Annotated in this window: 17 protein-coding genes; 6 read left to right on the top strand and 11 right to left on the bottom strand. The window is 44.9% G+C overall.

The features are described 5' to 3' along the window. Positions 1–114: 114 nt before the first annotated feature. Positions 115–774, bottom strand: a complete 660-nt coding sequence (locus QWY16_RS13440) for a potassium channel family protein (protein WP_300989732.1) — start codon at positions 772–774, stop codon at positions 115–117. 79 nt (positions 775–853) lie between these two features. Then, positions 854–1,150, bottom strand: a complete 297-nt coding sequence (locus QWY16_RS13445) for a hypothetical protein (RefSeq protein ID WP_300989733.1) — start codon at positions 1,148–1,150, stop codon at positions 854–856. Between the two features lie 282 nt (positions 1,151–1,432). On the opposite strand from QWY16_RS13445, the gene QWY16_RS13450 reads away from it, so the two are divergent. The 6 genes from QWY16_RS13450 to QWY16_RS13475 all read left to right on the top strand — a co-directional run bounded on the left by QWY16_RS13450 (position 1,433) and on the right by QWY16_RS13475 (position 7,069). Continuing rightward, on the top strand, positions 1,433–1,975 hold the full coding sequence (locus QWY16_RS13450) for a helix-turn-helix domain-containing protein (protein WP_300989734.1): 543 nt from the start codon (positions 1,433–1,435) through the stop codon (positions 1,973–1,975). Positions 1,976–1,988: 13 nt separating this feature from the next. Next, positions 1,989–3,095 carry an ABC transporter ATP-binding protein gene (locus QWY16_RS13455; protein ID WP_300989735.1) on the top strand — a complete coding sequence of 369 codons (1,107 nt, stop codon included), beginning with the start codon at positions 1,989–1,991 and terminating at the stop codon, positions 3,093–3,095. Continuing rightward, complete coding sequence (locus QWY16_RS13460; RefSeq protein WP_300989736.1) at positions 3,085–3,909, top strand: ABC transporter permease; 825 nt, start codon at positions 3,085–3,087, stop codon at positions 3,907–3,909. The genes QWY16_RS13455 and QWY16_RS13460 overlap by 11 nt, the downstream gene beginning before the upstream one ends. Beyond that, positions 3,893–4,690 (top strand): ABC transporter permease, encoded by a 798-nt coding sequence (locus tag QWY16_RS13465; protein WP_300989737.1) that lies wholly within the window; start codon positions 3,893–3,895, stop codon positions 4,688–4,690. The genes QWY16_RS13460 and QWY16_RS13465 overlap by 17 nt, the downstream gene beginning before the upstream one ends. A gap of 1 nt (position 4,691) precedes the next feature. Then, positions 4,692–5,768 (top strand): ABC transporter substrate-binding protein, encoded by a 1,077-nt coding sequence (locus QWY16_RS13470; RefSeq protein WP_300989738.1) that lies wholly within the window; start codon positions 4,692–4,694, stop codon positions 5,766–5,768. A gap of 110 nt (positions 5,769–5,878) precedes the next feature. After that, on the top strand, positions 5,879–7,069 hold the full coding sequence (locus QWY16_RS13475; protein ID WP_300989739.1) for an MFS transporter: 1,191 nt from the start codon (positions 5,879–5,881) through the stop codon (positions 7,067–7,069). Positions 7,070–7,177: 108 nt separating this feature from the next. Here the strand turns inward: QWY16_RS13475 and QWY16_RS13480 are convergent, their stop codons facing one another. From QWY16_RS13480 to QWY16_RS13520, 9 genes are all read right to left on the bottom strand, one after another. Then, positions 7,178–9,751, bottom strand: a complete 2,574-nt coding sequence (locus QWY16_RS13480; protein WP_300989740.1) for a vWA domain-containing protein — start codon at positions 9,749–9,751, stop codon at positions 7,178–7,180. Beyond that, entirely contained in the window at positions 9,732–11,465 is a 1,734-nt protein-coding gene (locus QWY16_RS13485) for a vWA domain-containing protein (RefSeq protein ID WP_300989741.1), read from the bottom strand. The genes QWY16_RS13480 and QWY16_RS13485 overlap by 20 nt, the downstream gene beginning before the upstream one ends. An 11-nt stretch (positions 11,466–11,476) precedes the next feature. Then, entirely contained in the window at positions 11,477–12,337 is an 861-nt protein-coding gene (locus QWY16_RS13490; RefSeq protein ID WP_300989742.1) for a DUF58 domain-containing protein, read from the bottom strand. Beyond that, positions 12,334–13,326, bottom strand: coding sequence for an AAA family ATPase (locus QWY16_RS13495; RefSeq protein WP_300989743.1), 993 nt, complete (start codon positions 13,324–13,326; stop codon positions 12,334–12,336). The genes QWY16_RS13490 and QWY16_RS13495 overlap by 4 nt, the downstream gene beginning before the upstream one ends. A 14-nt stretch (positions 13,327–13,340) precedes the next feature. Continuing rightward, entirely contained in the window at positions 13,341–14,732 is a 1,392-nt protein-coding gene (locus QWY16_RS13500) for a DUF8809 domain-containing protein (protein WP_300989744.1), read from the bottom strand. A 12-nt stretch (positions 14,733–14,744) separates the two neighbouring features. Further along, positions 14,745–15,587: an ABC transporter permease gene (locus QWY16_RS13505; RefSeq protein WP_300989745.1), complete on the bottom strand. Its 843-nt coding sequence runs from the start codon at positions 15,585–15,587 to the stop codon at positions 14,745–14,747. Further along, entirely contained in the window at positions 15,584–16,519 is a 936-nt protein-coding gene (locus tag QWY16_RS13510) for an ABC transporter ATP-binding protein (RefSeq protein ID WP_300989746.1), read from the bottom strand. The genes QWY16_RS13505 and QWY16_RS13510 overlap by 4 nt, the downstream gene beginning before the upstream one ends. Then, positions 16,516–18,873 (bottom strand): DUF8725 domain-containing protein, encoded by a 2,358-nt coding sequence (locus QWY16_RS13515; RefSeq protein WP_300989747.1) that lies wholly within the window; start codon positions 18,871–18,873, stop codon positions 16,516–16,518. The genes QWY16_RS13510 and QWY16_RS13515 overlap by 4 nt, the downstream gene beginning before the upstream one ends. A 104-nt stretch (positions 18,874–18,977) precedes the next feature. Next, positions 18,978–20,093, bottom strand: a complete 1,116-nt coding sequence (locus QWY16_RS13520; protein ID WP_300989748.1) for an N-acetyldiaminopimelate deacetylase — start codon at positions 20,091–20,093, stop codon at positions 18,978–18,980. Between the last annotated feature and the right edge of the window lie 10 nt (positions 20,094–20,103).

Here is a 20,103-nt window from a genome sequence, read left to right on the forward strand (position 1 = left end):
ACTCTAAAGAACTTAAGTAAAATCTTCTAGCTCTTTTCCGTATCCCTGCAAAAAAGCCCCGCCCTAGTCAGCTGCTGCTGGCTACGGCGGGGCTTTTCAAATTTCAGAGACACTTTAATTAAGCACTTTCTTCTCAAAACGATTAATATCTGCATCGGAACCGATAATAATCAAAACGTCCTTTAATTCGATTTCCATATCTGCCTGCGGCGACACCAAAATCTCACCATCTCTTTTGATGGCGACAATATTTATCCCGTATTTTGCACGGATGTCTAAACCGATCAGCGTCCGCCCTGCCAATTTATCATTTGCTTGTATTTCTGCGATGGAATGCTGGTCTGATAGCTCTAAATAATCGAGAACATTGTTTGACAGCATATTATGGGCAATCCGGATTCCCATATCGCGTTCCGGATGGACCACTTGGTCTGCACCAATTTTGTTCAGCACTTTGGCATGGTAATCATTTTGAGCCTTTACAGTGATTTTTTTCACACCGATTTCCTTCAGCATCAATGTTGTCAAAATGCTTGCCTGGATATTTTCACCGATAGCCACAATGACATGTTCGAAATTTCGGATGCCGAGTGATTTCAAAACCGCTTCATCTGTTGTATCAGCCACAATGGCCTGTGTGGCAATAGAAGCGTATTCATCTACACGTTCCGTATCATTATCAATTGCCATGACATCGGCGTCCTGTTCGATCAGTTCGCGTACGATACTGCCTCCGAAACGCCCGAGGCCGATGACTACAAATTCCTTTTTCATATCCATCCCCCAAATTCTTTAATTGGCATCAGTTTATCATACTACCCGCCACAATATAATCTCCATAAAAAACCCCCGCTCATCTGCGGGGGTCTAGTGGTCTTTTTGGCCGTTTTTCACAATATTCACAGCTGTCGTCGCTGCATTTTTCTTCACGCCATTCGTTGCAATCAGAGCAGTAGCTAGCGTCAAATTCATCATCAAACGTTAAGGCAGATAAGCATTTATGGCAATACGTATGCACATCCATCCAATTGATGAACTTTTTGTTCGCCACTAAATATAGGCCTTGCTGTTCTTGTTTATAATTCATGATTGAGGGTCTTTGAATTACCCGGTTTTTAGGATCTAAGAAAAAATTCATTTTGCCGTTCACTTTTATCACTCCCAGAAGATTGGTCGGGCTATTAAATCATTATATATATTGAACTGAAATATTATTCCACTCATTAAAGCTTTTTTACCATTTCTTTATAATAGTAAATACTCCTAGTAAAAAGCAATAGATTTGTTTTTATATTTTCATTTTCTTTTATAACTTGAATAATAGCAGACATTTTGTATAATAAAAGACGTTGATAGTAAACAAAATATATATTTTAACTAAACTTTTATTTCTTGTTGTTTACTAATACTAAATGAATTGGAGTGCAATCTTATGCAGATTGGGACCAAGATAAAGCGGCTGCGTTTAAAAAACGGTTTAACCCAGGAAGAACTGGGAGAACGAACCGATCTCAGCAAAGGATTTATCTCTCAGCTAGAGAGAGATTTAAACTCTCCTTCTATCGAGACACTGTTCTCCTTGTTGGAAGTGTTGGGCACTTCACCGAAAGAGTTTTTTGATGACTCTGATGAAGATAAAAAAGTGGTTTTTATGCCAGATGAACACATCATCCATACGGATGAAAGTCTTGGATATGAAATTGATTGGCTGATCACGACTTCAAATAAAAAAGAAATGGAACCCGTTTACTTAACATTAGCCGAAAAGGGCCAATTTAAACAATTCGAACCGTCTCTTGCCGAAACATTCATTTATGTTTTGGAAGGAAAAGTGCGTTTAGTGTTAGGCAGCCAAGAGCATATAGCGAAAGCCGGCGATTCAATTTATTATGAAGCCTCTGATCATCACCAATTGATCAACGCCTATTCAGGAACATCTGAAATGATTATCGTTACGACACAATCTTATTTATAACAGGAGGTATCATATGTCACACACACCGATCATCCGCTTTGATAACGTGACTCAACAATATGAAGGAGCCGGCAGCGTGCTCAGCAATATCAGCTTTGAACTGGAAAGAGGAAAATTTTATACGCTGCTTGGCCCTTCAGGATGCGGAAAAACAACTATTTTACGATTGATTGCCGGTTTTATCACGCCTACTTCAGGTGATATTTATATCGAAGGAAAAAAAGTCAACCACTTGCCCGCAAATGAGCGCCAAGTAAACACCGTTTTCCAGGATTACGCTTTATTCCCCCATTTAAACGTCTATGAGAATATAGCGTTTGGATTGCGGATCAAAAAATTAAAAAAAGCGGAAATCGACCGGCGTGTTAAAGAAGCACTGGAGTTCGTCAACTTAAAAGGCTATGAAAAGAGGGAAATCCAAGAAATGTCCGGCGGCCAGCGCCAGCGTGTAGCCATTGCCCGTGCGATAGTCAATGATCCAGAAGTAATCCTGCTTGACGAGCCGCTTTCTGCGCTTGACTTGAAATTGCGGACAGAGATGCAATATGAGCTGCGGGAATTGCAGCAGCGGCTCGGCAAAACGTTTGTCTTTGTTACACACGACCAGGAAGAGGCACTTGCTATGTCCGATGAAATTTTCGTCATGAATGCTGGAGAAATCCAGCAAAGCGGAACGCCCATGGACATATACGATGAGCCGATCAACCGTTTCGTCGCTGATTTTATTGGTGAATCGAATATTGTCCCAGGAGAAATGGTGGCTGACTACCGGGTCCGTTTCGCCAACAAGGAATTTGACTGCGTAGACGCTGGCTTAAATCCGAACGAAAATGTAGAAATCGTGATCCGTCCGGAAGACTTGGAGATCACTCCGGTTGAACAGGGTAAAATGGCCGTTACGGTTGATACTCAATTGTTCAGAGGCGTCCATTTTGAAATTTCCACGCTCGACGAAGCCGGCAACGAATGGCTGGTGCATTCGACTAAGAAAGCTGAGGTCGGCTCACGCATCGGGTTAGATTTTGATCCGGAAGCCATTCATGTTATGCGCTTAAATGAAACAGAAGATGCATTTGATGCGCGCCTTGAAGCGTATGGAGAAAATGTTTATGAAAAGTAATGCAGCTCGTCCTTTCTACATGATTCCTTATTATCTTTGGATTGCTTTTTTTGTCATTGCACCTATTGTCCTTATTGGCTATTATTCTTTTTTTGATCTGGAAGGCAAATTCACGCTCGGCAATTACCAAAACTTTTTTTCATCGGTTTATTTGGAGCTGACGTTAAGTTCATTCTGGTACGCTTTCCTTATCACATTATTTTCCATATTAATCGCTTATCCAACGGCTTATTGGCTGACCAAAACGAAGCACAAGCAATTGTGGCTTTTGCTCATTATTATCCCTTCCTGGATCAATTTACTTTTGAAAACCTATGCCTTTATCGGCATTTTCGGATTAAATGGACCGGCCAATAAATTAATGAGCGCTCTTGGAATCGGAAAACAGCAGATTTTGTTCACAGATTTCAGTTTTATTTTTGTGTCGGTTTATATCTTTATTCCTTTTATGATTCTACCGATATTCAACTCGCTGGATCGATTGAATCCAGCTTTGATTGATGCATCACGTGATCTGGGAGCATCTTCCTGGATGACATTCAGAAAGGTTATTTTCCCTTTAGCGATCAATGGCGTAAAATCGGGGATTCAAGCTGTCTTTATCCCTGCATTGTCGTTGTTTGTCATCACCCGTTTAATTGCCGGCAACAAAGTGATTACGCTCGGAACGGCGATTGAACAGCAATTTCTCGTTACACAGAACTGGGGCATGGGGTCCACCATTGCGGTGTTCTTAATCTTATTCATGTTCATCATTATGATGGCGACAGGCCAGAAAGACAAAGGAGGTGCTGCAAATGGGAAAATTAAGTAAGCCGGCTCGGGTTTATTTGGCCTTTGTCTTCTTTGTCCTGTATGCCCCCATCTTTTATCTGATTTTTTATTCATTCAATAGCGGCGGTACGATGTCGAGTTTTGAGGGCTTTACATGGGAACATTATGCTGCTGTATTCAATGACACCCGCTTGATCATCATTTTGCTGAATACCATCATTGTGGCTTTGCTGTCATCGTTGATCTCGACGGCAATCGGCGTGCTGGGAGCGATCGGCATTGTTTTTTTACGGAACCGGAAGATGCGGAATGCGGTCTTATCGCTTAACAACATACTGATTGTCAGCCCGGATGTTATTATCGGAGCCTCATTTTTGATCCTTTTCACAATGGTTGGCGTTAAACTCGGCTTTGCTTCTGTGCTGATTTCCCATATCGCTTTCAGTATTCCGATTGTCGTGATCATGGTGCTGCCTAAGCTGCAGGAAATGAGTTTTTCGCTGATTGATGCGGCGGCGGATCTTGGAGCTTCAAAACGGGATATTTTAACCCGTGTCATTATCCCTTATATCAAGCCCGGAATTTTCGCCGGATTTTTTCTGGCTCTCACCTACTCGCTTGACGATTTTGCCGTAACATTTTTTGTTACAGGCAACGGTTTCTCTACACTATCCGTAGAAATATATTCCATGGCACGTGCCGGAATCACTCTTACCATCAATGCGTTGTCCGCCTTGATCTTTATCGTGACGCTCGGGCTTGTTGTCGGTTATTACTTCTTTAATCAACGGGCACGTACCATCGGAACAGGAGGGCAGTAATATGAAGAGCATCGTTCAAGTAAGCGTAGCAATTCTTGTTGTTTGCGCTCTGTTGTTTTACGGCGTCTCATCTCTCGAAAAAAGCTCGGCAACAAGCAGCGGCGGTTCGATAACCGTCTATAACTGGGGCGAATATATCGACCCGGAACTGCTTGAACAGTTTGAAAAAGAAACCAATATCAATGTCGTATACGAAACCTTCGATTCAAACGAAGCGATGATGACGAAAATCGAACAAGGAGGCACATCCTATGATGTCGCTATCCCTTCCGAATATGCCATTGAAAAAATGAAAGAAAATGATTTATTAATTCCGATCGACCACGAAAAAATCCCGAACTTGAAAAACATCGATCCTTACTTTCTGGACTTGCCTTTTGACCCTGGCAATGAATTTTCGATTCCGTATTTCTGGGGAACCGTCGGCATTGCCTTCAATCCCACGCTTTTGGAAGGGCAGACTTTTGAAAGCTGGGACGATTTATGGGATCCCAGCCTCAAGCAGGAAGTCATTATAGTGGACGGCGCCCGGGAAGTAATTGGCATGGGGTTGAACAGCTTAGGTTACTCGCTGAATTCGCGTGATGTTGCAGAACTTCGGGAAGCTACCGATAAGCTGAAGACGCTTGGACCAAATATCAAAGCAGTCATCGGCGATGAAATCGTTGAAATGATGCGGCGGGAAGAAGCGGCCGTAGCTTTGACTTGGTCTGGCCAAGCCGCCGATATGATGTTCGTCAACGAAAACATCGATTTTTCTGTTCCTGAAGAAGGCTCCAATCTTTGGTTCGACAATATGGTCATCCCCAAAACTTCAAGTAATATTGACGGTGCGCATGCCTTCATCAACTTCATGCTGGATGCAGAGACCGCAGCACAAAATACCGAGTATGTCGGCTATTCCACTCCCAACCAGGCTGCTGTTGAACTGATGGATCCGGAAGTTACCGGAGATGAACGCTTTTATCCTCCTGAAGAGTTGCGTGAACGGCTGGAAGTTTACGAAAACCTTGGACTTGAAATGCTGGGCATCTACAACGAGCTTTTCTTAGAATTTAAAATGGATATGGAAAATTAACAGGCAGACTTGTACTGCCTGTTTTTTTCTTTGCTCAACGGGTATTGTATTTCATATTCTTTATGATAAACTTTTAGACACACGAAATATTAACGAAAGAAGGACAATCTATGGCCGCAAAGTCACATAAATTCGCCTTATATGTATTGATGTTCAATATGTTTATTGCCATGAGCGGAATCGGTCTAATTATTCCTATTATGCCAGAGTACTTGGATACTTTCGGCGTCGCAGGGCAAGCGCTCGGCACTTTGGTTGCAACCTTTGCTCTTGCCCAATTCCTCTTTTCACCGCTTTCCGGCCAATTGTCAGATAAGTACGGCCGAAAAAAACTCATCATTTTCGGCCTGATCATTTTTGGGCTGTCACAATTAGTATTCGGATTAGCTTCCCATCTCTGGATTTTGTATCTCGCCCGGTTCTTCAGCGGCCTTGGCGCAGCATTTTTAATTCCTCCGATGATGGCATTCGTGGCAGATATCACGACATTCGAAGAACGCGGCAAAGGAATGGGCTTGCTTGGCGCTTCCATGTCGCTTGGCTTTATGGTAGGTCCGGGATTCGGCGGATTTTTAGCGGAAGTCAGCCTGCAATTCCCTTTCTATGTCGCGACTACTGTCGCGCTCTTAGCCGCTGCCATTTCGCTTATCGCTTTGCCGAATGTAGCACCGACCGTCCCTGCCATTCCTGTTAAAAACGAAAATCTGTTGGAGCAGATGAAACGGTCAGTCTATACTCCTTATTTCGTCATGCTGCTTGTCATGCTGATTTTTGCTTTTGGCCTGGCCAATTTCCAGTCCACCATCGCTTTATATGTGGACAAGAAATTTCAGTTTACCCCTAAAGAAATTTCGGTATTGATAACGATAGGCGGTTTTGTCGGAGTAATTGCCCAAACTTTCGTCATCAACCGGCTGTTTAAACGCTTTGGCGAGATGAAAGTAATTTTGGTCAATCTGCTGGTTTCAGCGGGGGCCATGATCGGTATATTATTCGTCAGCACATTCTGGACGATCTTGCTGGTGGCAACGGTATTCTTCACTGCTGCTTCCCTGCTGCGGCCTGCTATCAACACCTTGATTTCAAAACTTGCGGGCAAAGACCAAGGGTATGCAGCTGGCATGAATAACGCTTATATGAGCTTAGGCAATATGATAGGGCCTGCTTTAGCTGGAATCCTTTTTGACATTGACATGAGCTTCCCTTATATTTTCGGAACCGCTATTTTAATCACCTGTTTCTTTATCGCCAATACTTGGTCTATGAGAAAACAGCAATTATTGGCCGCCAGCAGAAGCTAATAAGAAAAGCGCATGCGCCTCTGTAAGGAAGCCCCGTCTGTAATGGAGGTCTTTGCCATTATGGGCGAGGCGCTGGAGTCTGGATAAAAAATAAAAGCGAAAAAGAGATTAGTTTCTCTTTTTCGCTTTTATTAATTGGCCGATTGTTTGATGCGCATCGGCAGATTCATCTTCATTCTTATGTTTTCTTGCTGGAATTCTTAAACCAAAGCGGCGGATGGTGATATCTGTGAAAAAAAGCAGCATGGCTAGAAACAGCAATAATTGCTGAATTGGCTTTTGTGCGCCACTCTCATATGGAACATCTCGCATTGCCGTGTCCAATGATTCTAAAACCTGGCCACCGCTTCGCTCAGCAAGAGTTGTCAGCATCGGCATATTAGGAGGAAGGATTTTGAATTCATCGCCGTACGGCACTGTCAGGCCGGTTTTATAAGACGCGCCGTTTTCATTTGAAATGCTGAAAAACACCAAGCCCGGATCGGCATCCATTGTAACTTCCACTTTTCCCGGAGCAACAGGCTCTGTTTTAATCGGAATTTCATTGCCTTCTTCATCTACCACTGTGACATCGATGATAGCCGAACTTTGGGAAGGGTCTTCAATGGAATAGACGCCTTGCTGCTGAGCGGTCACAGAAAATGGAATCTCAGCAAAGGATGGCAGCAATTCGGAAACGGCCCGGTTCCAAAAAGCCGGCCAGTTATTCCAGGACTGGAAATCTCCGCTCCAAGCCCCGCTGCCCGATGTATAAGCAATCGTTTTCCCGAGCCCATAGTTCCAAGTGGCCAGCACCGGATCTTCTTCTTCGCTTTCAAGTGCTACCGAAGCTGTGCTTTTAGAAGTGGTGGCGATATAGGCATTCATTTTTGGAATGCCCGCATTAAACAAATTATTCCAGTTGCTGTCATAGACGATAGGACGGAAAGGTTCATCAACGATATAGGTCCGCGACATCATAATTGTTTCCCTCGACAAGATTGCAGGAATAGTTGTAGCGTCCGTGACATCGTAATAGCGGCCATTGCCTGTTGTTGCCAGCGATTCCAGTAAGTTTTTATCGGCATCAGCGCCAATGGAAACTGTTGATAATGTCACATTATTCTCTTTGCCGTTTTCTATCAAGCTGTCATAATCGTTCTGAGTAGAGGACTGGCCGTCTGTCAATAGAATAATATGCTTGCGCTGCAGCTTCAGATCTTCTAATTGGCTATAAGCTTCTTCCAGAGAGCGGTAAATTTCTGTTCCGCCGCCGGGTGTAACAGAAAGGATTTTATCGGCCGCATCCTTTGGATTCTTCAGTTTTTCGGTCGGGACAATTTGCCAAGGCTGATCATCGAAGGCAATGACGCCTACTGTATCATCTTCCCGCAATAATTCCACTGAGCGGGCTGCCGCTTCTTTCGCCAGCTCCATTTTTGTGCCGGCCATGCTTCCTGAACGGTCCATTACAATCACTAACCCCAGGGAAGGCAGTTCATGTTTGCCTTTGACTTCCATTTCTACTGGCAAAATCCGCTCGATTGGCGACTTGAAATAACCGCCGAGCCCAAAACTCTGATCGCCTCCCACCATCATGAAGCCCATTCCAAATTTCTGGACGGCTTGTTCAATAACTGCCATTTGCTGGCCCCCCACTGTAGTGCCGGATACGTTATCAAAAATGACGGCGTCGTATTGCAGGATAGACGATAAATTAGCCGGCAAGTTATTGGCTGCTATATTGGTCACCCGTATGTTCTCTGTATCCAGCAATTCTGGAATCGGACTTTCTTCGCTGCCATTGACAACCAGCAATTCCGGGCTTCCTTCGACTTCTGTCATGCTGATTAAAGCATTGTTTTCCAGGAATGCATCGTTCTCCAGTTCCAGCCTGGCTTCATACTTTGCCAGCCCTTCCTCTTTGGCCGGATATGCATATGAAAATAAGTTTTCGCCTTCAACCAGCGCAATGTCCTGACGGTCCATTTCTTTATCATTTTTGGAGAAAACCAATTGCCCCTCCGCTTCTTTATCAGCTTCAATTTGTACAGAAAACACTTGTGATTCCCCTAAAAAAGCATTTGCCGGAGTTTTGAAACTCAGTATTCCTGCATCGTTTCGGGCTTCTTGCTCAATTGGCATTACATCGATTTGTATACGGTCCCCTTCAAGGCGGTTTAGGCTTTCAAGTGCCGAATCCTGGGTTTCATTGCCATCAGTCAAGACGATTAAACGAGTGGCGATACCCGTATCGCCACTGTTAGCGGCAAGCTCGAGAGCACGCGCAATATTCGTATGGCGGTTTTCGTTTTGCGTCTGATCTTTCGGCAATGGCCGCAATTCTTTAGAAACAGGCAACAGTGTTTGAAAATCCTCCGCAAACGTGTAAACTCCGACACTTTGCGAATCCTTTTTGCCTGCCATCGCCGAATCAATCGCTGCAGCTATGCCAGCCTGTGTTCCTTCCATCGAAGCCGACCGGTCCACCAAGAAAATGATTTGTTCCTGTGCCGCTGGACGGTAAATTCCTGGTGCCGCGAGCGCAAAGATTACGAGCAGCACAGCCATAATGCGGAGAACGTATACGATGCGATACTGATCCGAATATTTTTTATAATTCCGATAGCCGATTATGGCAAAATAGGCAATAGCGGGAATCAGCAGCCACAGCCAAAGGGGATTATCTAAGCGCAATTCCACGTCGGTACACCTCCCATTCCACCAGAAGCAAAATCAGTATAAAAATCAAAATTGGCGGCATTATGGAAAAACGGACTGTTTCTTCTTTACTGACAGCTTGCCCGATCTGATAATCCGCCCCTGCCGCAATTGCTTTTTCTTCATTGCTTAGCTGAACAATCATCTTTAAGTTCTGGCTGTCTCCTTTGACGTCATAAACTCCCGGTTCTGCCGGTGCCGCAAAAGGCCCTTGTCCTTCAAGATAGGAATGCATATACTCACCGTCTTTAAAAATCTCCCATTCGCCAGAACTTGAAGCCAGTGTCACAGAGCGGTGTTCATTCGGCTGGAAAAAGCCCAGAAAACTTTCGCTTCCGGCCAGTTCATTGGCGGCACTCCATAAAAACAACGGAAATGAAGGGCTCAGCGGCCAGTCGGTCGACTGAATATCCGCGAGTATTACAATATCTCCTTCTGAAGACAATTGGATGAAAGGCTTTCCGTCAATGGATGCAATCGTTTCAAATGAATCGAATCCTGGATAAAGATGGGAAACATAGACGCCATCCAACGGGGCATACGTGAACAAGGGATGATCGGCCGTTTCAATTTGTCCTGCCACTTCAACAGCAGCTGCATCGTTTCTTCCAATCAGCAGAATGGGAGCACCTTCGTTTGCCAATGCTGTCTGATTAGTGACAATCGGTGCTCCTTTTCGCTGGTCCAGTTGGTTTGAAGCAACCGAAGTCACTTTTAGATCCAGTGAACGAAAGCCGCTCGCTACTAATTCATGAAGGCTGGAATCAATAAAGACCGTATTGATTGGCTGTTGGACAAAAGTTGTCATTTCATTATCTGCCGAATACTCATCGTTGATATCCAATGTGGCTGTCCAAAGCTTTTCTTCCGGCAGTTCTTCAAAAGGCACTAAAATTTCTTCTTTCCCTTTTAATTCGATGGCAGCTTCTTTTGCAAATTCTCCAGTTGATAAGCGGATGGCGCCTGTAAGGCTGTCTTCGCTCTCATTGATCACTTGCACGATGGCCTTCATGCCTTCTTCAGTTTGAGTTAAGCCGAATTGCCGAATAGAAACATTGCGCAATTGCCCTTCCATGCCATGGACTTCATAAGCAAGATCCGTTTTGTTCGCCAGGACTTTCCGGTCAAGTGCATCGGTAAAGACATGGATTACGGTTGATTCGTTATCGACAAGCGTTTCTGCAAACAGCAAAGTTTGCTCCATATGCGCGTTCTCATATATCACTTTTAATTGCTCTATCGCTTGTTCCAGCGTTTCCATATTCCGCTGGTCTCTGGCGATTACTTCCGGACTTTGGCCAGTAAGAACAATCGTAACCGGCTTGCCTCCGGTCTGTTCCAGCAGTTCCAGCATTTTTTCTTTTTGTTTATCAAAGTTGCTTGGACTGCCGGCCAGCATTGTCGCAGAGGTATCGACAACGAATATAAATTCATTGCCTTTTAATGTATCCGAATTTATATAAGGCTGCAGCAAGCCGAAAACACATAGCAGCAGGGCGGCTAACTGGAGATAAAAAAGCAGATGATGCTGAAGTTTTTTCAAATAAGGGGAAGCCTGTATTTCCTTCATCGTTTCCTGCCAGAACAAAGTGGAGGAAACCGGCCGGTCTTTGTATTTTTTTCGGAAAAAATAATACAGAATGACTGCAAGCGGCATAATGATCGTCCAAATCCAACCCCAGTTTGTAATTCCCATGCCGCTTCACCTCATTCAATCCAATTTTTTCGAGCCAGTTGCTGAAACAAGACGTGCTGGATGCCATCTTCAATCCGAATCTCCAAATACTGTACTCCATGCTTTGCACATAACGCTTTTAAGCCTTCCGTATGCAGTTCCCTTTTTTGGCGATAAGTCTGTATAGCTTGCTGGGTCATCGTAACATTGACGTTTTCGCCGTTTTCGTCATCAATGAGCCGTAGATCGCCCGAAAAATAGGGAGCTCTTTCTTCTTCAGTCGTCAAATGCAAAAAGCGGATGTCGTGTGAAAATCTGGGGACTTGGCGGAAAAACGTTTGCCATTCTTCCAGAGGCTCCAAGCCATCTGAAACCACAAACAACACCGTTGAATCTTTAGCTGCATAAAAACTGGCGTCTCTAGCGAATGAAAATTTTTCAGGCATCGGTAAACTTGAGATGAAATGTTCATACAGTTTCCTTGCTGATTTCCCTTTTCTCCGAAAAGGAGCAATAGCCGCTTGTCCTGCTGAAACGGTCAATCGGTCATCATGGCTCAGCACCATAAGCCCCAATGTAAAAGCCAGCTGCTTGGCAAATAGCCATTTGGAGGCCATTGATTTTGAGCTGTCAATCAACAGGTGGACACGCATTTCCTGTTCATCCAAATAACGCTTGATATAGACGCGCTCTGTCCGGGCATAGACATTCCAATCAACATGCCGGACATCATCTCCGGGATGATATTCCCGAAAGTCGGAAAAATCCAATGAAGAGCCGAACCGCACAGAACGATGAGAACCTTTGTGATGTCCTCTTATTTTAGATTTTGTCGCAATGGAAAAACGTCCAATTCGAGTGATCCAGTCTGCCGGCAATTGCAATGACGTCATTTTAAAACGCCTCTTCCGGCACCGCTGACTACGAGATCAATTAAATCATCCGTGCTTGCCCCGTTAGCCTCTCCTTCATAATTCAGTAAAAGCCGATGGCGCAAGACCGGTTTTGCTACATGTTTCAAATCCCCGATGGATACATGGTATCTGCCTTCCGTCAAAGCCCGGGCTTTAGCCAGGCGAATTAAGCTTTGCAGACCGCGTGGCCCGCTGCCGTATTGAACAAATTGCCGAATCGGTTCAAATTCGGATTGCGCCGGGTGGGTGTTTTGAATGATATCCACAGCGACCATTAAAATATCTTCAGCTATCAAAACCGCTTTCACCAGTTGCTGGGCTTCGATTAATGCAGCCGTCTCCATCTTCTTTTCCAACACAATGATTTCTGAACCCGTCGTTCTTCTGCTGATTTCAGCAAGTTCTGCACGGTTTGGATACGATACGAGGATTTTGCAGAGAAAACGGTCCATTTGAGCTTCCGGCAATGGATACGTGCCTTCCATTTCAATTGGGTTTTGCGTGGCCAGCACAAAAAACGGCCTGGCCATCGTTTTGGTATCCCCTAAAATTGTTACCGTCTTTTCTCCCATCGCTTCTAGCAAGGCACTTTGAGTTTTGGGCGTCGCCCGGTTTATTTCATCTGCCAATACCATCTGATGAAAAATCGGCCCTTCCCTGAACGTGAATTGCTGCCTGCCTTCTGCATCCCGTTCAATGAGACTGGTGCCGGTAATATCAGTTGGCATTAAATCGGGTGTAAACTGGATTCTGGAGAAAGACAAGTCCAGCACATCTGAAATCGTGCGAATCAGCATTGTTTTCCCGAGCCCCGGCAAACCTTCCAGCAATGCGTGCCCATCTGCCAAAACGGAATAAAGAGAAAATTCAATCGCTTCTTCCTGCCCCACAATAAAATGCCCGATTTCTTCCCGTACTTCTCGCAAACGGCCGCTCATCTCAGTAAATTGTTCCGGTCTAAATGTCATGTAATCCCCGCTTTCTATTGTTCTGACTCGATTGAAGAAAAGTATTGCTCGACCACTTTCTGCAAATCCGGCGGCAATCCCAGCTTATCTGCGCTGGAAAAATAAGAATCCGAATATTGGCCAACAACATCCGAATAAGGACGGACAGTCCCACGCTCTGCTGGCACTACAGCCTCTTGTTCTTCCCGGGCTTCCCCTTCCCCAAGCTCTCCATTATCTATTTCAGTTTCTCCTGTGCCCCCGATTCGGGACGGAACAGTAAGCAATTCACGATTGCCTTGTCCGGTTCCTGCCCCTTGTCCTTGTCCTTGTCCTTGTCCTTGTCCTTGCCCTTGCCCATGTCCCTGTCCTTGTCCCTGTCCTTGCCCATGTCCCTGTCCTTGTCCCTGTCCTTGTCCTTGTCCTTCGTCTTGGCCCTGTCCTTGTCCTTCGCCTTGTCCTTGGCTCTCTCCTTCGCCTCCGCCTTGGCTAGTTCCTTCTCCATTGCCAGTTTGGCCAGAAGACGACGTGGTTCCGTTTCCTTGTCCTGCTTGAGTTCCAGAGCTTTCTCCAGCATTTTTCGCCTGATTATTCGCTATTGTTTGCTGAAGCGGAAAATTCACCGGTTTGCCCATATTGCTCAAAGCAGTCTGAGTCTCCCCTGCCTGTTCAGCTAATTGATCGGCCGCTTTCCCTCGATCTTCACTTTCCTCCTTCGCTTTTTCAGTGCCTTCTTCAGCCAGCTGCTGCTCTTGCAGATTCAGCTCTTTTTGCTTTTTCACCACTTCTTTTAGCGCGTCTTCTGCAGTTTCACTTTCTTCAATCTTTTGCTGCAGCTCCTGCATTTCTTTTTTCAGCAGATCCGTTTCTGCTTTTTTCTCAATTTCCGCTACTTCTTTTTTTATCTCTTCAATCAATTCCATTTCCTTTTCAATTTCTTTCGCCTGCTGTTGCGAAGTGCTGGGAAACAGCACTAATAAGCTCAACAGTGCAGCACTTATTATTGAACCCACTAGCCATTTTCTAATAAACCATTTACGGGGTTCTTTTTTAAACAAATGATAACTTGAGGGAATTATTTCCACGGTTTTATTTGTTAAGGCATCAGTCAGATGATTGTTTTCTTGAGTTTGCCAGACCGTCAGCAGCTGATTATGAGGCGTGTAACGGTCGAGCTCTTCAACTGCCTGATGCTGATTGGGCATGTCCCGCAGGGATAATGCCAGCCAAGCAATCAGCGTCAGTGCGCCGGCTGCATATGCATAAAATTCATAATAAGGAAGCACGAACAACCGTGACAGAACAAGAAGCAGTACAGCAGCAGTCAACCCGATAAAGACTGCTCGTTGAAGCGACTGGCTTATATGCACCCTTTTCAGGCGCCTGCCCGCTTTTTTTACGTAAATCGCAATGTCGCGGTTGTCCATAAAGATTCCTCCTTATTTGTATTTATTCATATTGACGCGTAAACGTTTTACTGCCAAAAACAGGGCAAGTGCTGTAAACAGGGAGTAAAACACAATATACCCAACCCATAACGGCAACTGTATGGCGGTCATACTTTGGAGTTCCGTTGCATATGCCGGCTGCAGCAAAGTGAACAGCACAACTGCCGGATTAATGCTCGCCCAAAAATAAGTAAACGGTGAAAAAGTAGGCACCGTGCTGCCAAATTGAGAAATTTGCATGGAAATAACCATAAAAAAGCCGGTTGCTGCAGTCAAGAATAGCATGGTGCCGTAAGTCGCGATCATCGAAACAATGGTTTTCCAGAGCAAAGTGGAATACATGATTCCAATGCTGCCAATTGTAAATAAAGTTAAAAAGTAGAATAGAAAGATGACGGCAAGCTGGCTTGGCGAAACGCCTCCATACAGAAATACCAGACTATAGATGGGCAGTCCAGAGACGATCATCAACAGCAAGAAAGCGATCGACGATGACATTTTCCCTAAGATAATTTGAAAAGAAGTCTGAGCCGTCGTCAGCAAAATGTTCAAAGTCTGCTTTTCCCGTTCCGTGCTGATTGCACCAGCGGTCAGCCCAGGCGTGATAAACAAAATTAGCCCCAGCTGTATATAGGTCATCATAGTGAATAGCATAAAACTTTCATCCGGGCGGAAAAATCCGCTGCCTGTCAACGTCGTTGTTAAAAAGATAAAGCCGAAAACAAAAACGCTCATGGCGACCAAGTAAAACAAGATGCCGGTAAAACTTTTCAGATTGCGGAACCGCAATTTGATTTCCTTGATCAATACCGGGTTGGCTAAGAGTGTTTTCATGGCGTTTCGGCTCCTTTCGTAATCGCCATAAAGACATCTTCCAAATCAGTTTCTTCTTCTGCAAATGATAAAATCGGCAGTTGCTGCATGATGGCTTTATGCAATAAAATCATCTGGTCTTCTTCGCTGCCCCGATATAAAAATTCAACCAGATTTTTTTCCGGCTTTTCAGCAATCTGAGAAACGAACGGATCGTTCTCGAAAAACTTTGCAATTGGTGCTGTTTCTCCAGCCACTTTAATGCGCAGCACTTTTTCGCTTTGCAGCTTAGCTTGGATTTCACTGACCGAACCTTGGGCAATCAGTTTGCCCGCATCAATCACGCCAATGCTGTCACACATTTCTGCGAGCTCCGGCAAGATATGAGAGGATATGAGAATGGTTTTGCCCATCGATTTCAGTTCTTTCAAAATCTCCCGCATCTCTACTCGAGCTCGTGGATCCAGCCCTGAAGCCGGTTCATCCAGTATTAGCACTTTCGGGTCATGGATCAATGCCCTGGCAAGGCACAACCGCTGTTTCATGCCTCGTGACAGCAAATCTACGTATTCATAGCGTTTCTGGCTAAGATTGACAAGCTCCAGTAATTGTGGAATGAGCTGTTCCCGCTCTTTCGGTTTCAATCCATAGCTGGCGCCGTAAAAATCCAAATATTCATTTGCTTTTAACTGGTCGTAAACACCAAAAAAATCAGGCATATAGCCAATTTGTTTTCTTACTTCATGGGCATTCTTGATGATGCTTAAGCCGTTGATAAATGCATCTCCTGCGGTCGGCTGCAGCAGCGTCGCCAAAATTGAAAACGTGGTTGATTTACCGGCACCATTGGCCCCTACAAAACCGAACACAGTGCCATCTTCCACTGTCAGGTTCAAATCCTGCAAGGCATAAAAAGAGCCGTATTTTTTTGTTAATCCGATGGTTTCAATCATGGAGCCACCACACCTTTCAGCTTGATTTTTGGCAAGGTCACTTCGGGCTGGCTGTTTGCGGAACTAGTTTCCACTACAAATTTGATATGACCTTCCGGAGAGATGTAGTCGCTGACTGCTTCTGTGATGGCTTGCTGGTTATTGGTGATTTCTTCAGTTTTTCCCGTTTTCATATTGTAGATGGATAATCCAATATTTTGTTTAGCGGCAGTGACCATCAATTCTTTCCACGTGGTCTTTTTCAGATCCACTGCATCCGTTATCCGGTAAGCCACTTCATATTTGCCATTGTCCATATAATATAGATAAGGATCCGGAGGAACATTCTCAAAATAAGAAGAGCCATTTACTCCATTGACTTCTAGACTGAATGTATCCGCGTTTAAACTGATTTCCCCTTTTAAGTTCATGTCCGGCTTGAATGGCTGGGCGATCAAATGAACAGCGGAAACGGAAGCCCGCTGTTTTTCCAAAGTAATAGGAACAATCGCATTGTTCGTATACGCAATCACATAAGGAGAACTTTCGTTGCTTTCCAATTGATTATACGACATCGACAAAATAGTTTGTTTTCTCGCCTTTTTTAATTCTTCTTTATTCGCGATTGGCTGATAAGCATAAGTCGATCCAATTGGCGAAGCTGCTGGCAAGATATCCGATTGTACAGGCTGATTGACCTCCAGTTGCTCACCGGGACTTAAATCACCCATTGCCATTAACCGGGTACCGGTCCAAATTGAAACATCTTCGATTGCAAACGGGAAATTATTTTGGATGGTTCCCGAAATGGTTTGGTCTTCGACTGCCAAATCAACCGCAAAGTTCCCGGTGTTTTCGATATACGATTCCCCCAGAACAGATCCGACAGACCAATAGCGCATATCCCGCATCGTCAAATTGCTTCCGGTTGCCTGCTGTTCTAAAATTGCCGATTGCTGAAGCGGATTTTCACTGAATTGAGTGTCCAGCAAATAGGTCATGGTCGTGCTTGAAGGAGCAGCGAAGCGATAATCTCCTCCCCGGTTTGATAATAGAGTATTCATATAATAGCCATTCAAACCGCCATCTTGATCTACCTCGAAAAAACCGGTTTGCTGGATTTGCGGATTTGCTATGCGGTCTTTGGCGCCGATCGCGAACAAGCCGATTGAAGTAACTAAAGCAGCAGCCGGAATAATAATCCAAGCGTACTCACGCTTATCCTTCTTTTTCAGGATCATGTAAAGGACAGGAATGATTAGAATAATATAAATCAGCACGATTCCCATAATCAGGGTTTTAGAAACAGCAAAACTTTCAAATAGCTCGTTTACCTGACCCACTTCATACGTCATCATTTCCTTAATCGATTCACCTTGATTCATCATATTAGGTCCAGAGACAGGTGGAAAAAAGCGGGAGGCAAGATCTACATAAGCTTTCTGGGAAGTGACCGGTTCATCTCCTAATGAGAAACTTGTTTGGGTGATGGTTCCGGAACCTACTTGCATGCTGGCAGCCAGAACTTCCCCTTTCTGTTCAATGAGCGGGACTGCCCCCTCTTTTAAGGTAGCTTCAAAGACAGGGACCGGCGTTTCTAAAGATGGTATCATCGCTTCGCTTGGAGCCCCAAGTTCCAATGGCAAAAACTCACTGAGATTTCCCATAGCGGCAGAAATATTTTCTGTAGACCCTACTACAACATGGCCGCCCTGCTGTATCCATTGCAATACAGCTTGCTGCACCGCTTCCGGCAAATCACCATAAGAAAATTCATCCACCAGCAAATAATCGACCGTCTCCCACGCCAGCGCTTCTGTCGGCAATGAAAATTGGTTCATTTGGTTCAAGTGGAAAATTTGGGTCGACTCACTGCCCGCCGGAGATATTTGATCCAATTGCAAAAGCCGGTCTGAGTTATTAGTCAATGTAGCGATGAACAATGAAGAAGGTGAAAAGAATCCGGGACTTAAGGTTTTAGAGCCTTTAAAGTTAATCGATTTGCCATCTTCCCATCCTCCTTCATATAAAAAGATAGTTTGTATAGAAGGTCCACCCATTGACATCATATCGGACAAACCCGGCACTGCGACTTGGATGGTCTTTGTTTCGCCTGCGGCTAACTCGACCGGGACCGATAAGCCGGCGCCAAGACTATAGGTTTCGCTGTAACTCAAGACTAGGTCACCGGAAAAATCGGAACCGCCGTTGCTTAAGGTGAATTGAACAGGCAATCCCTTATCGTATTTCACTTTGTTTTGCAGCCCCGCATCTGCTTTAATGGTCATTTCGGGTGCTGCCAGCGATGTCAGCGGAAGAAAAAATAAAAAAAGGACACAAGCGAATATGCTGAGTGACATCAATCGTTTAAACATTACAAACCCCCTATTCTTGTCTCTATTAAGTAGTACGTTGCACGGATAAAATAGTTCCTTCCGCATACAAAAAAAAGAGCAGCCAGCCCGGGGCTGTCTGCTCTTTATCGTGTACGGAAAAAATCATGTATAAATTCCGGCATGATTTCAAGAATCGCCTCATCGGGATTCAATTTGGAATGGTGCAAACCGAACGGAGAATCGACGCCGGCCCAAAACATCACGCCAGGCAGTTCTTCGGTAAAATAACCGAAGTCTTCTCCTGTCATTGCAGCTTCGCTCCGGACGGCATGAACTCCAGCATACTCATCAGCGAACCGCAGAAATGCTTCTGCCAGCTCTTCGTCATTGTTGACTTCTAAATAACTGGAGCCGTAATCAATTGACACCCGGCAATTATAGCCTTCTTCAACCGCACGGCAAATCGCTTCAATGCGTTTTTTTACTCGAAGCATCGATTCAAGATTCAAAGTACGGATGGTGCCTTCAAGGCGCGCATGTTCCGCAATGATATTCTGGACCGTTCCAGCGCTCAGTTTACCGACAGTCAAGACGGCAGAATCCATCGGGTTGACATTGCGGCTGACAATGGTCTGCAGCTGCATCAATAGAGAGGCGGCCGCTACTGCCATATCTTCTGTTAAATGAGGAAAAGCGGCATGTCCGCCTTTGCCATGCAAGTCGATATACAGTTCAGAAGTATTCGCAAACAGCAAACCCGGTTTCGTGGCAACTGTTCCTACCGGATGCTCCGGTGCAATATGCAGCGCATAAATCTGATCCGGCAAAAATGCCGGTTGGTCGTTTTTCAGCCATTCCCGAAATGGCAGTGCTCCACCAGGACCTTCTTCAGCCGGCTGGAACAAAATCACTGCATCATCGGCAATAGGTTCTTCTATCAACCGGTTCAATAAGCCGAGTGCGATCGTCATATGGACGTCGTGCCCGCAGGCGTGCATATACCCTGGATGAGCCGACTGGAACGGCAAGCCTGTTTCTTCTGTGATCGGCAATCCGTCAATATCCGTGCGCCAACCGATTGTTTTAGTTGACGCTGTACCCCGAACCTTTACAGCGAGCCCTGTTTTCCATTCAACGACTTCCAAGCGGTCCTGAGAAAGCGTATCAATGTGGGCTTTCAAATAAGTTTGCGTCTTCCATTCCTGAAAACCGATTTCTGGAATCTCATGCAAGTCTCTTCTGATTTTTAGTAAATCCATCGCCAAAACC

Source organism: Planococcus shenhongbingii, from assembly GCF_030413635.1.
In the GTDB taxonomy this organism is placed as follows: Bacteria; Bacillota; Bacilli; order Bacillales_A; family Planococcaceae; genus Planococcus; species Planococcus shenhongbingii.